This window comes from Serratia sp. J2, from assembly GCF_046269175.1.
Classification (GTDB): domain Bacteria; phylum Pseudomonadota; class Gammaproteobacteria; order Enterobacterales; family Enterobacteriaceae; genus Chania; species Chania fonticola_C.
This window is the reverse complement of record NZ_JBKABN010000022.1, coordinates 57630-71253: the sequence shown is the minus strand read 5'-3', so window position 1 is coordinate 71253 and position 13624 is coordinate 57630. Positions and strand designations below refer to the sequence as shown.

13 protein-coding genes are annotated in these 13624 nt (G+C 40.4%); 1 reads left to right on the top strand and 12 read right to left on the bottom strand.

The window, feature by feature from the left end:
• The first annotated feature begins 232 nt into the window (after positions 1-232).
• A complete protein-coding gene (locus tag ACKWMY_RS20645) occupies positions 233-1000 on the top strand; it encodes a transcriptional regulator (RefSeq protein ID WP_409486961.1) in 768 nt (255 codons plus the stop codon).
• Positions 1001-1157: 157 nt separating this feature from the next.
• Here ACKWMY_RS20645 and ACKWMY_RS20640 read toward each other — a convergent pair whose 3' ends face one another.
• The 12 genes from ACKWMY_RS20640 to ACKWMY_RS20585 all read right to left on the bottom strand — a co-directional run bounded on the left by ACKWMY_RS20640 (position 1158) and on the right by ACKWMY_RS20585 (position 13616).
• Complete coding sequence (locus tag ACKWMY_RS20640) at positions 1158-1775, bottom strand: helix-turn-helix transcriptional regulator (RefSeq protein WP_409486960.1); 618 nt, start codon at positions 1773-1775, stop codon at positions 1158-1160.
• A gap of 40 nt (positions 1776-1815) precedes the next feature.
• Positions 1816-2445 carry a LuxR C-terminal-related transcriptional regulator gene (locus ACKWMY_RS20635; protein WP_409486959.1) on the bottom strand — a complete coding sequence of 210 codons (630 nt, stop codon included), beginning with the start codon at positions 2443-2445 and terminating at the stop codon, positions 1816-1818.
• Between the two features lie 48 nt (positions 2446-2493).
• The gene (locus tag ACKWMY_RS20630) at positions 2494-3483 is read right to left on the bottom strand and encodes a fimbrial protein (RefSeq protein ID WP_409486958.1); all 990 of its coding nucleotides are present in this window, start codon (positions 3481-3483) and stop codon (positions 2494-2496) included.
• A 120-nt stretch (positions 3484-3603) separates the two neighbouring features.
• Positions 3604-6168, bottom strand: coding sequence for a fimbria/pilus outer membrane usher protein (locus tag ACKWMY_RS20625; protein WP_409486957.1), 2565 nt, complete (start codon positions 6166-6168; stop codon positions 3604-3606).
• A gap of 77 nt (positions 6169-6245) precedes the next feature.
• The gene (locus ACKWMY_RS20620; protein ID WP_409486956.1) at positions 6246-6983 is read right to left on the bottom strand and encodes a molecular chaperone; all 738 of its coding nucleotides are present in this window, start codon (positions 6981-6983) and stop codon (positions 6246-6248) included.
• 100 nt (positions 6984-7083) lie between these two features.
• Positions 7084-7614, bottom strand: a complete 531-nt coding sequence (locus ACKWMY_RS20615) for a fimbrial protein (RefSeq protein WP_409486955.1) — start codon at positions 7612-7614, stop codon at positions 7084-7086.
• A 77-nt stretch (positions 7615-7691) separates the two neighbouring features.
• A complete protein-coding gene (locus ACKWMY_RS20610) occupies positions 7692-7988 on the bottom strand; it encodes a hypothetical protein (protein WP_409486954.1) in 297 nt (98 codons plus the stop codon).
• Between the two features lie 35 nt (positions 7989-8023).
• On the bottom strand, positions 8024-8239 hold the full coding sequence (locus ACKWMY_RS20605; RefSeq protein WP_409486953.1) for a hypothetical protein: 216 nt from the start codon (positions 8237-8239) through the stop codon (positions 8024-8026).
• A 62-nt stretch (positions 8240-8301) separates the two neighbouring features.
• Positions 8302-8619 (bottom strand): hypothetical protein, encoded by a 318-nt coding sequence (locus ACKWMY_RS20600; RefSeq protein ID WP_409486952.1) that lies wholly within the window; start codon positions 8617-8619, stop codon positions 8302-8304.
• A 163-nt stretch (positions 8620-8782) separates the two neighbouring features.
• Positions 8783-10945, bottom strand: a complete 2163-nt coding sequence (locus tag ACKWMY_RS20595) for a peptidase domain-containing ABC transporter (RefSeq protein ID WP_409486951.1) — start codon at positions 10943-10945, stop codon at positions 8783-8785.
• 47 nt (positions 10946-10992) lie between these two features.
• Positions 10993-12252, bottom strand: coding sequence for an HlyD family secretion protein (locus tag ACKWMY_RS20590; protein WP_409486950.1), 1260 nt, complete (start codon positions 12250-12252; stop codon positions 10993-10995).
• 68 nt (positions 12253-12320) lie between these two features.
• Positions 12321-13616 (bottom strand): TolC family outer membrane protein, encoded by a 1296-nt coding sequence (locus ACKWMY_RS20585; RefSeq protein WP_409486949.1) that lies wholly within the window; start codon positions 13614-13616, stop codon positions 12321-12323.
• Positions 13617-13624: the final 8 nt, after the last annotated feature.

Genomic DNA, 13624 nt, shown 5'->3' with positions numbered 1-13624 from the left:
TAGCAGTATTCTGAACATATGAGACTAGCTTATCTCATTATAAACAAACTAGAAAATAACGTTAGATCAAAAAAACGGAAATAATATATCAATGTTACAAAAATGAAATACATTTATAATTAAAAATATATTATGCGTTTTCATTGGTAAAACCAAGAAAAATACCATCTATAATGTTAGTATTATTGTCATGGAATAAAAACACTATCTCAAGGAAAGTAGGAGAATCAGGATGCCAACTATTTACATCATAAATAACGCTGTAGAATTCAATGCTAAAGAAAGAACGTTAACCTCACTCGAAGATTCGAGCAATAAAGTACTTCTGTATGTTCCAGCGGCACGCTGTTTGATGCTACTACTCAAAAATAGAGACACAATATTGGATAAAAACGTCTTTTTTAACGAAGTATGGAACAAAAACGGTGTGTATGTCACCGCAAACACTTTTTACCAAAATATATCTATACTACGTAGGGGTTTTTTAAAATTAGGTTTGGGAAATGAAGTTGTTAATACAATCCCCAGAAAAGGATTACAACTGAGCAAGTTTCTAGACATTAAAGAAATAACGGAACGAGATGAGGAAGAGAACAAACTGAAACAAATACCTGAAATAAAATCTGAAAATCAGTTGTCAATACAGAGGATTAATAAAATAAACAGATTAACATTGATATTTATTTTAATTACAGCTATTTTTACGATATACTTCATAATTGCAGGCAATATGAAAAATCAAGGTGATTTCTTCATGAAGTATAAGTATGTAAAAAACATAGGTGAATGCAGGATTTATACTGATAGAGGGACGACTAACGTCGATGACTCAGCTAAATATATAAGAATCGATGGTAAATCCTGCGAAAAATATAAATTTAATTACTTAACAAAGCACCGATTTTCTAAAAGAGCATCAGTAATAAGATGCAATAAAGAAATTGGGGAGAAAGATACTAATTGCATATCTGAATATCACATTATTACAGTTCCAGAATAACAATGAAAAATAAATCGCATGCCTGCAAGCTTGGCATAAAGAGATATAAAATATAAGTTAAAATATTTTAATAACCACTCAAACATCAGAATTGAGAGTCGAGAATATTTTTAATTCACTCATCGTCCGAAGTGGTATAAATAAAATAACAACCTAGTTATAATCTGACTACCTTGGAGAAAAGCTGAGTCACATTATCTACGCCTAGCTTTCTCATGATTTTTATTTTATGAGCACTAACTGTTTTTACGCTCTTAGAACAATGTATAGCGATTTGAGAAATACTTCTACCACTCAACAGATAAAATAATGTCTCTCTTTCCTTTTCAGTAAGTAAGTTAAGATCATTGAGTTCGCTCTTGTTCTGAGAGTTTAGCATGGTTAGTATCTTCGGACTTAGCGTCTCGTATCCTCTTAACGCTTTATCTAACTGCAACTCAATAATACCTTGTTCCTCTTGGGAAGAGATAATTGAATAACTATAATCACGAATAATTGGTGAAATGTGATTTCGGTCAGTGCATGAAGTGAAAATTATTACATCGGAAATGAAATCATTAACTTCAGCTAAGAAATCTTTTGTTGTATAACCCACTGAATTATCAGCAATAGGAATATCACAAATAACCGAACTAACAGTATTTTCGTGAAGAAAATCTAAAAGCTCTGCGGTTGTACTAGTTGAAAAAATAACATTCGCACCCAACTCAGAAAGAACCGGCTTAATCCCTAAAACTGTTATTGGGCAATAATTCATTAAAGCAATACTAGTCATGCTTAGCTCCAAGATCCTATTTATATATTTATGTGTAAAATTAAAATCTGTTTAACACTCCACCAAGAGCAGATAACTCGCTATTATTATTAATATTTAGTCGCCTCATTATACTTGTCTTGTGAGTAGAGATGGTCTTTATGTTGCGTCCATTTTTCTTAGCTATATCTGTAACTCTTTTGCCTTCGAGTAAGTCGAAAACCAAGTTAGTTTCAGCCGGAGTCAATAACGCAGGGAGCTTCCAAGCCATTTTTTCCAAAACATAAGGACTAAATTTTCTTTCTTTATTGATAACTGTAAATAAAACATCAAGAAAGACGCTACTGCTCTCTTTATAAGACATAAGCCCATTGATACCCAGAGAGGCAATAAGGGAGTATAAATTAACATTTAAAAAATCAGAAAACAATAAAACAGGTATACCTGAGCTAGATATCTCCCATGCCTTCTTTATTGAGTCCAACGTGTTATCACACTCTTTCGAAATTGATAAAATGACCAATGCGATTGACCAAATATTTTCATTACTAATTTTACTCATGCTATTAATATTGACTACAGAATAATCATTCCCACAAACCGATTTGAGTGAATTGCGCACTCCAGATTCATTGATTGGTGTCAAGTCAGTTAAAATAATATTTTTTTTAGATAAATTAGAAATGTTCATGAAGCTACCTAGCAAATGAAAATACTGAAATGCGAATTTAATGCACACCTAAATGTATGACACCGTATAGACCATTGTACTATTGGCTATTCCTGGAGTGACATTATCTTGCGTCTGATAATATCTTGCGGAAAATGGAACACTTATTTCCGAGCCACTTACTGGAAATGAACCGATCTGCCACGAAGTACCAAATCTAACAGGCTTTTCTGTGCCACCAAACAGTATTTGTAATGCAACTCCCTGTGCATTATCAGCATTTGGAGATAATGATAACAACCCCGAATTTATCCCACCCTGAGGACTTGTACCATCCAATTGTAACATAATTTTAAAGGCACTCATTATTTCTGTGTCACAGAGTAAACTAATATTAAAATCCTTAGATTTACTATTCGAACCAACGCCGGAACCAAAACCATTCTTTTTATTTATGGTTGTTTTATCCAAAGTAACGGTGAAAGATGCAGGCCCCTTGATCTTACAGGTGTCAGTTGTATAAACTACATTGTTAGGATTTTGCATTGTAAATATAGCACTGTCTACAGGGTATGCCGAAGCTCCCCCCATAGTAAAAAGCTCTACACTATTCGCAATAGCAGCTGGTTGCGTACTGTTAGACGTTTTAATAATTTGCACATCAACACTGAACGTACTTTTTGGCCAGTATGATGACGTCGAACCCCCTCCAATAGCTGTGTAGTCTTGAATCAATTCACCTGATGAAATGGATTGAGCTGCATTACCATTATTGTTTTTAAAACTTATGTTTAAGGTAAGACCATAGCCCAAAGATTTAGTAAGGTCCTTGCGTTTAAAGTATATCAACGTCGCTTTATCCGTAGCCTTATTTAAACTACAAGAAGTAGTAAAATCATAAGTTTTACTAAATAGAACTGTTCCTATCGGAATGCCAGGAGTAACCTTTATTGCTGGAGTGTCAACACCAAGAGAAAGTAAAACACTTCTTCCATCTGCAGCCCTGCAAATTAACCCTGCATATACATTCGCATTAAATCCAAATAGAAAAATAAACATCAGTAAAACTCTGAAAGATGACCTATTACAATTTACATTTCTCATTACTATATTCTCGTTGTTTTTTATTGAAAACAACCACTAGGATTTATATTAAAAGTGGTTACTCAAAGGTATTTCTCACAAGCATTGCGTATAAATATTTAAAAAATTAGTGGTTTGTAGTTTATCAGTTTTAGTATTTTCCGGCACACTAACTTTAAATGAACAACGCTCTTGTTTTCCGTCCCCCCACAGAACGTTCAATTTAGAGGTTGCTACTGGTAATCGAGCATAAATCATGCCCCCCTGGGCAACTGTTCCAACAGTATTTCCTTTTTCATCCCTTACTGCCGCACCAAGAGGAAGCTCTTTCCCATTTGTGTCAACATTTATCAGCACAGGGCGACCAACCGACGTACGATATCTCAACCGGACAACCGCACCGGAACGAGGTATCACCTGTTGCCGTGTATTTTGTAATTCTACATCCATAGGTAAACCTTTTGGATCCAGAGATATTTCATTCAAACGATAAGAATTCAAATAAGGTACCACAGCATTACCGCTATTATTGATAATAACACCAGAATACCCTTCAACTTTGGCACCTTCGGCATTAGGTGCGCTAATAACGGCTAATGTGTCAGAGCTATATGGGCTTGCAGTAATACTATCGGAAAGTACAACGACAGACCCTGTCGCCCCGGTTGAGACTGAGCGATAATTTTTACCCTGACCATAGGAACCTTGCAAGGAACTGTACGGTGAACGGTAAACCCCTGAAACACTCCCGGAGCTATTCTTATTTTCATCTCTGCCTGCGGCCAGATTATAGTTAAACTGGTCATCACTCCCCAACATGCCATTAACACTTGCCTGGCTATTTAATCCGTTAGATGTACGGCCAAGATTCATATTGAGGTTTGGTGAGTTCCCTCCAGAACCTAATGGAGCAGTGAAAGTAACTAAATACTGAGTTTCTTGATCGCCACCAACATTTCTTAAGCGGTTTGCTGAGATTGAATAAGATAGTCTCCCCAAATTATTGCTGTAACCAATTTGGTACTGCTTATCATTACCACTTTGATTCCAATAGTTCTGACTAAACCCACTGATATACAGCTGCCCCAGACCTTCTGAGAAAGACTGACTTGCAGTTAGCGATAGTCTATTACGCGGGCGCTGAAGGGTTAAAGCCGTATCATCATTATTATAACGATAATGGTCGCTAAACAGCATCGCATTTTTTAGATCCAGATAGCCAGATGATGAGAAGCGATACGCAGCAATGGATACGCTACTGCCGGTTTCCGCAAACATCTTACTGAAAGTCGCTCTATAACTGCTACCCTGGTTTGTATTACCTCCTGCTGAAGCTCTGGCATGAGTAACATCTAGGGCTAACGCACCAAACTGGGTACCTATCGCTGCGCCGACTAAACCAGCACTATAATCTCCGGTTCCTAAAAAGCCCGTATAACCTGTTAGGCTATTTGTCAGCCCATGTTGGAGTGTCACTTGTGCAACTCTTGGAGTATAAGAGATATTTAAATCCCTGATAGTACCTATAGCAGCATTGTATTGTGTCATTCCTGGACGAAGTAGCTGCGGTACAGAAGCATAAGGAACATTGAACGTTGTTTGACGCCCATCGGCTTCTGTGACTTTAACCTTTAAATCGCCACCATAGCCCGTTGGGTATAAATCATTAATTACGAAAGCCCCAGGCGGCACGGTCGTTTCATAAAGGACTGCCCCACTTTGTTCGATAGTGACGCGTGCGTTGGTCTGTGCAATTCCACGCACCACGGGTGCGTAGCCTCGCTGAGAGTCAGGCAACATTTTATCGATGGTGTTAAGTGCAACACCGCGAAAACCAAATGTGTCGAACAACTCACCTGAAGTAAATGCATCGCCAACAGTTAATCTGGCTTTAAGCGGGGTTATATCATGCTCAACATAATTTCGTATGCTGTTGTAGTCCCTACGATCATTTTTCTGCCAGGTTAAGGACCCGGTGTGACGGAACATCCAACCAGCCAAGTTATAACCGACGTTAGTGCCACCATAAAATGATTGAGACTCTTTGCCATTGGCTACTGATTCATAATAGTTCGTATTGTAGCCTAATAATAGTGCATTGGCTCCGTCGTCCCACTTTGCAGGATCAACAGAGCCGCGAGCCGTTTGCTGCAAGTCGGCCTGAGGTATTTGTATATCAAGGCGCATTTCTGAACTGTCAAAATGAACTTTTGCCGCAGAAGTTAGCTTTCCCAGCTCATAATAGTCATCCGAAGGATTCAACTCATCAAAAGCCTTAGTGTTTAATGCACTCGATTTGATCCCAATTTTATTAAACAAACCTTTATTAATGAGAACCTTTGGTTTCCCTTCGATTAAAATGACGGGGACTGATTCCAGACCAATAAATTTCTCATTGAGATATGTCTCAGCTCGATATTCTCCAGGCTCTAACTGGTTGCCATACTCAAAACGCGCCACATCAATTTCATTACCCGCTGCCTGCATGAGGAAACCAGGGTCAAACACGGCCTTCTCAGAACGACTCCCATCCTGAACCTCTTGGGCGATAACATTATGGGATTGAAGAGAAATAGCCGAGGTGATAGCAACCTTCCAAAAGTTGCCATTTACTTTTTTCACTCTTAAACAATCAATTATTATTATAAATAGATTTCTCATAATTATCACCCGGTCAAAATCCCTATTTCCATGGTAAAGAAATTAAAAATAAAGTTATCAATTTAAATACTTAATGGCTACTGAACCCCATTAATATAAGAATCGGATACCGCCACCCCGCCAAAATCAGTTATCGCCTTATAGGTTAATTTACTACCAATTAAAACCCCGGTAAGTGGAGCACTTTTAAACACTTTACTTCCCCCAGGTGCTAACATTTCACCTTCAGTAGTATTGACTTTTTTCCCATTAACAAGAACTTCCACACCTGCAATATTGACATAATAGGCTGAAGAGTTTTTACCTTGCAATTGCCTATCTTTAGTCAATGACCATTTTACACTCTTCACGGCCTCGCTGGCTCCGTTAGCATCAAGAGAGCTAGGTCTGAAGAATATTTTTATACGTGAACGTATGGCCATCTGAAGCGTATTCTGGCCTGAATTTGCATTCTTAGGTGGTATGTCTAAAATATTCAGAAAATAAACCGATTCTTTATCCTCTGGTAAATTCCCTCCAATATAGCTGATGCGTAACGTTTGACCTTTATTGGGTTCAATTCTGAAAACAGGGGGTACCAAAACAAAAGGCACCTTGATTTTATTTATTGGTATATTAGTATTTCCGTCATCAATCCAGGCCTGTATTAAAGAAGGAAGTTCACCATCATTTTTCAACTGAACTGTTACTTCCCGGTCACCCTGAGGATAAATAACTCTGGTACCAAGCGCAACTACGTTTGCAAAGACAGGATTACATAGGAAAAAAACTGTTATAAGCAACAATATATTAATACGAGAGAATATTTTACTCATAGAATCCACCGGGAAAAATCGCTTTACTATTTTCACATTCAATTAAATAGAAACACAAGAAGTATAAGACTCCTTGTGTTTCTAAAGTATCAAAAAGTAATTACAGGTAGTTGATAGAATAGGTTACTGAAGTATCAACATCACCAGCTTCAACTTTATCGGTAGCAAAGTATTGGGCAGCATAAGTCAATGTGCCATTACCACCACTCAGAGCTACAGTTTTACCTGTAGTCTGGGATGTGTCACCCGCTTTCAATACCTTGCCATCAACATCCATCAGCTGAACCTGAACGTTGGTTGCAGTACCGTTGTTTTTCAGGTTACCGGTAACAGAATCCACGTTAGCACCAGCTTCGAAGAAGGCCAGAACAGAGTTGGCAGTACCGCTACAGTTTTTCAGAATCATATTGAAGTTAGTTGCACCAGCAACCTTGTCTTTCTCTGCAAGCAGGTTAGCAGAGACTTTTGGCAGGTTTACGGTTGCATCTTTATTTCCACCATTAATGCTCACATTACAGGTTGAACTATCAATCAAGCCTTTAAAGGTGATGGTGCCGTCAGCTGCGTTTGCGGTAGAAGCAAAGAAAGTCATAGCAGCGGTCAATGATGCAGCGATAATTGTTTTGTTCATAATTAATACCTTTTCCTTAAAGTTTTAATTTAAATTGGAATATAAATATTCCGGTTTTTAAACGCAGAAAGCGTTTATTACTTGAAGTTTTTTACAGCTACCGCAGTACCTAAAATACCTGCAAGCCCTGCTGTGGCAGCACCAAAGATGGCAGCTACAGCTACAATCCCAGCGACGACTGTCATCCCAATACCAATACCTTGCCCAATATGGGCACTACCGGATGGAGAGCCATCAGGAACAAACCAAGACCCAGGTTCGCTAGGCTTGCTTGTTGAATGTGTTATATTATGAAGAAACCCCATAATATTAGATGGTGACCACCAAGCTGCACCGCTAACCGATTCGACTTCACTTACTCTTAATTCGCGCATTACAATCAACCCCTAATAAAACTCATCACTCAAACTTATTTTCCAAGAAGTGATGACAATACCGTAATGACAGAATTAACTACTGGGAGCATAACACTACCGATGGCCCCAGAAATGGCTTTACCGATAACATCACCATTCAGTGGATTCTTGCCACTAAGGAGGAAGTCGTAGAATTTCTTGGCAGAATCCAAGAAATTAAATGCACCACCAGAAACGCTCATTAATTCTGAGTCTTTAAGCTCTCGCATATTTAACTCTCTAAATCTCCTTGATACACACTATCCATACCAAGGAGATTGAACATGGTGAATTAGACTTTAGGGAAGATACCGGTCTGGTCCATCCATTGCTCAGTTGCTTTATTAACTACATCGATTGTTTTATCCCAATCACTAGTGATACCGTAGAGAGCCCCCTGCACAGCGCCAAATACGCCACCCAGAACAACACCAACTAACGCACTAATAACACCAACACCAAGAATGCCACCAGTACTACCACCTGCAACACCTACTTTCATCATACCTGAAGTTGCCAGACCGAGAGCACCTACTGCAGAGGCAGCAATACGAGAGAAGAAACCTGCACCAGAAACCATTTCGACTTCCATGATGTTAAGTTCACGCATTTTTTAAATCTCCATATTTAATTTTTTAATTAACAATCTATTACTACACAAGTCGCTTTATGAAAAAGCTATCTTAGATTAAAACCTGAAGCAGTTGTAATCCATGACCGCTATTATATGTGAATTTATCATAAGGCATATCAGTAAAAATCCATACCATCGGTCATTTAGCTAGAGAATTATCCATAAATAACTCATGATTTTTATCATAAATCAACTCACTAACCTTCCCCCCATTTAATAGTAAAACGCGATCCGCACTACGAATGGTTTCTGGCCTATGCGCAATAATCACTCGCGTTATTGGCATTGCTTTAATTGCCTTATTTATAAGCTTTTCTCGTTCGACATCAAGATGGCTTGAAGCTTCATCAAGAACTAACAAATCGGGTTGTCTATAAAGAGCCCTGGCTAGCAATACCCGTTGATTTTGGCCACCAGATAAGGATGATCCCATATCACCGACAAGGCTCTGATATGCCATTGGCATAGCCATAATGTCCTCATGGATTTGAGCTAATTGTGCAACTTTTTCAATCAAGGCCTGATCTGGTTTAGTATCAAAGAAACAAATGTTGTCAGCAATAGAGCCAGCAAAGAGTATGTCATCTTGCATAACGCAACCAATACGCTCTCTATGCAGTTGCATACCTTGTTTGCGAATATCTATGCCGTCGACCTCGATACTACCAGCCTCTGGTTTTAATAAACCCAGCAGCAACTTGGCCAACGTGGTTTTCCCTTGTCCCGATGGCCCAATAATAGCGACCGATTCACCCGGATTTATCGTGAAGGAACACTCATCAATCACCAAAGGTTCAGTTTCCGCATAACGGAAGCTCAATGCTTTAATATCAAGCCCAGGCCCAGGTGATTCACCATCTCGCGCAGGTACCGCGATTGTCGCTTCCATATCTTCCTCTTTATCGGTTAGTACAATGTCAGCCAATCGCTCACCATGTAGACGAAGCATTCTAAAGTCGATGAGGGCATCGATTAACCCTGATGCGCGGCCGATGAATTGATCGGCAAAACTGACAAATGCGGTTAACATCCCAACAGAGAAATTGCCATCAAGAACTTCTCTGGCGGCTAGCCAGATTAAAACGACCCTCCCGATCCCACTGATAATCCCCTGAAGGGCACTAAAACCAATAGATAAACGTTGAATTACAATCCCTTTGTTCGTCGTTTCAACGACGGCGTTTGCATAGGATGTTAAACGGACCTCTTGCTTATTATTAAGTTTTACAGCTTGTACACCGCGAAGAGATTCAAGCAATATTGATTGTGCCCGTGCAGCTGTAATAATTTGATCTTCATTTGCCTGTCGGAACGGACGAAATGACACTAGGCGAATGATTGCATAAGCCACAAAAAGCCCTATAACAATCCACGTTAATGTCGTGTTATAAACAAACAACAGTGCTAGCGTGGCGAAAGCCATGATGCCATCAAGTATGGTACTGATAAATCGACTCGTTAAGGTGCTTTGAATCGTACCAATTGACCCAAACCTGGAAACGATGTCTCCCACATGGCGTGTTTCGAAATACGCCATCGGCAAACCTAATAAACGAGAGAAAACGTTGGCAGTCCATTGAACACTGAGTAAACTCGAAAACCATGTCGTTACCCAGGAGCGTATGACAGAGATTGCGGTCTGCATAACGACTACGCATATGAATCCGATTCCCAACAGAGTCAGTAAATCACGGTCTGCGGAAACCAGGACCTGATCCATGACCCATTGCATATAGAATGGCCCAAGGATTGCGAAGAGTTCCATCGCCACAGATAAAATAAAGATTTGGGCAAAAGCAGAGCGGATGCCAATTACGCTACCAATCAGCGTAAGCATGGATACCGTCTGTTTTTCTTCGATCTTCTTAAAGTTTGCTGTGGGCATTAACTCAAGCGCAACCCCAGTGAAGCATCGGGATACTTCATCCATTGGTACATCACGGACCCCGCGAGCAGGATCGTGAATAGTGATCTTATTTTTTGATACACTTTTTAATACAACAAAGTGGTTTAACTCCCAGTGTAAAATACAAGGTCGGCGTAATTTGACTAATTCGTCCATCTCAAGTCGTAATGCGCGTCCCGCCAGCCCTAGTTGATGTGCTACCAACATCACATCGGCCAACGTTGCGCCTTTTAATGACGTTGAAAAACGTCTACGCAGTGTGACCAAATCTATCGAATGTCCGAAGTAGTTGGAAATCATCCCTATGCAGGCCAGCCCGCACTCGGTGGCCTGGGTCTGTTGCATCATAGGCAAACGCCTACCCCAGCCAAAATTTAGCGCATTTAAAAAACTCATTCCTAGTGTTCCTTTAAAAACTGAAAGTATTACTTCTATCTTCAACTCTATGAAGCAGAGCGTCGCCCTAATGCGTAAAGTGGTTCCAGAACCCATTCAATTAGTCGACGATTATCAATCAGGAAGTCAGCCTCAAGTGCAATACCTGGTTTAAGATGCTCTGTTTTTCCGTAGACAAGAATATCTTGCTTATCCAAATCGACGACTACGCGATAATGTTGTTCACGAACATCATTATTCCCAGTCAACGTAGCCACTTCCTGAGGAGACAGGGCCGTACGGGATACCTCAGCCACACGACCATACTGCTGGCCGAACTTTTGATAAGGATATGCCTGGTAACGCAATACAACTCTCTGACCTGTTTGGATAAATCCGATTGATCGGCTACTGACCATCATTCTCGCCTGTAACTTGCCATTTTCTGGCAATAGGGAAACGACGGATTGCCCGGCATTGACAATTTGCCCCTGCTTGGTAAGAACTGCGCCAACAACACTATCTTGTGGGGCCTGTAAAACAACGGAGCGACGCGATTCGTTTTCCGCCAACTGCTGATCTATGTTCGATAACTTGCTTTGCATATCATGCTGCTGATTCAATGCATTAAGCGGTTGTTCGCGTAACTGCTGAGATGTCTGAGCAATCTGTTGCTGCAAATCCAACTGCTGCCGGGTAGTCTCCTGGAGACGAGTGTCCGTATCCAACAAATTGGTTTCCTGCTGCTCCACTTGCGTGTTAGAGGCGTAACCTTCCTTTTGCATCTGCTGTATTTTATCGAGCTGAACACGTGCAAGTTCTATCTGCCTTATACGCTGTTTTCGTTGCATCTCGGTTTGCTTAAGCTGAGATTGCAAAAGTGCTAAGCGCTCTTTAAGGCCTAGTATCGCTTCCTTATTGAGCGTATCCAATGCAGTAAGGTCGGCTTGCAATCGGCTTCGTTGCATTTCCAATTGGTCAGCAACCATGTGGCGCGTCCGTCCAAGGGAAGTGGCAACTTCGGAGGATATCTCCATTAAAGGCTGTCCTTTATGAACGCTCTCACCCTCAGTGACCGATAAGTTAACAACCGTTCCCGATACAGGTGGAGAGACAGTAAGTATTCCTCCTATCGGGAGTAACTCCCCCACGGCAGTTTCTCGTTTTGTATAACTTCCAAAAACGAAAAAAAGTGCTATTGAGACGGTAATCAAAGCCACAATGCTAATGACAAGCCAGCGATACGGCGGGCAGTAGAGCGCCACAGACCCAATCATTTTTGTCTTATTAGATTCCAGCGCTTCCTTTCTGAATAATGACTCACTCATTACAATCCATCCATTTTTTGTGTGTTGCCAGCATCATTAATATAATCTAAACAGTCAAAGTCAGACAGTTATTCATAATTGAGCCTCCCGGAAACATGGGATAGCTCCAATATAGATGTTAAGTATTTAAATCTAGCCTCTGATATAGCTCTAAGTGATTCATAATAATTTTGTTGAGCGGTTAGTTCATCTACAATAGTGCGCAGGCCTAATTCGTGGCCATACTGTGTCGAATTAACTTTATTCTTGGCAGAAATAGCGGCCTTCTGCTGTGCTCGCAACAATGCTAAGCCATTAGTGATCCCTAAATAAGCCGACCGTGCATCTTGCTTTACCTTTCGTTGGGTATCTTGCAGGTTATTTTTGGCTTGTTCTCGTCGATATAATGCTTCCCTAGATTGAGATAATTGCCCCCCCCCTTGGAAAATTGGCATTGACACATTAATCCCTATCATTGAGTTACGTGTCTTAGAGGTTGTACCAAAAACCTCATCCAACTCATTTTCCCCTTCACCACGGCTCCAGTTTCCTCCATATGATCCCTGTAAGGAGACAACAGGCAGATGAGCACTCCTTGCCGCGAGTACATCTGTATCAGCCTTTTTCAGCTGAAACTGAGCAGTCCGAACATCTAAGTTATTTTTTACTGCCTCATCCATTACAACTTTAAGATCGGTTGGAATGTTCGTTCTAACACATGAGGAATTAATCGGGCTTATTTCATCTGCACTGAGGCCAGTCAAACGCTGATAGAGACCATTTGCAACTTCAAGGTCGTTATGATTAGCAATTTCTTTAGCCGAGGCTGCATCATAATTAGCCTGTGCTTCATCGACGTCAGTACGTGTACTGTCACCTAGGCGCAGGGCTGCTTTAGCTTGACCTAACTGCTTTCCAAAAGCCTGTGAAGCAGCACGTGTCGCTTGGAGCACTTCTCGCTGATATAGAACCTGGAAAAAAGCATCTGAAACATCGACAATCAGTTTTTGTTGTGCTGCATAAAACTCAACGTCAGCCATATCAGCAATGACCATTCCTTGCTTTAATGCTGCAATTCTAGACATGTCAAACAAAGGTTGTGTAATGTTAAGCCCATAACTATGACGTTTGACTTCCGCACCATATGAAGCATGGGGTTGGTCTTGTTTAGTATAGCTTGATTCGACGCCAATACTGGGTAATAACCCAGCAACGCCTTGGTCAAATTTTTCATTACCTGCTTCTTTAGAGAAACGGGCTGCATTAATCCCTGCGTCGTAAGTGGATGCCGCATTTACAGCCTCTTGCAAGGTTGTAGCATAAGCATGTCCTATAGATGAAAGCAGTAACAACGCGATGATAGATTTATAAGAATTTTCAAACATCTTCATAC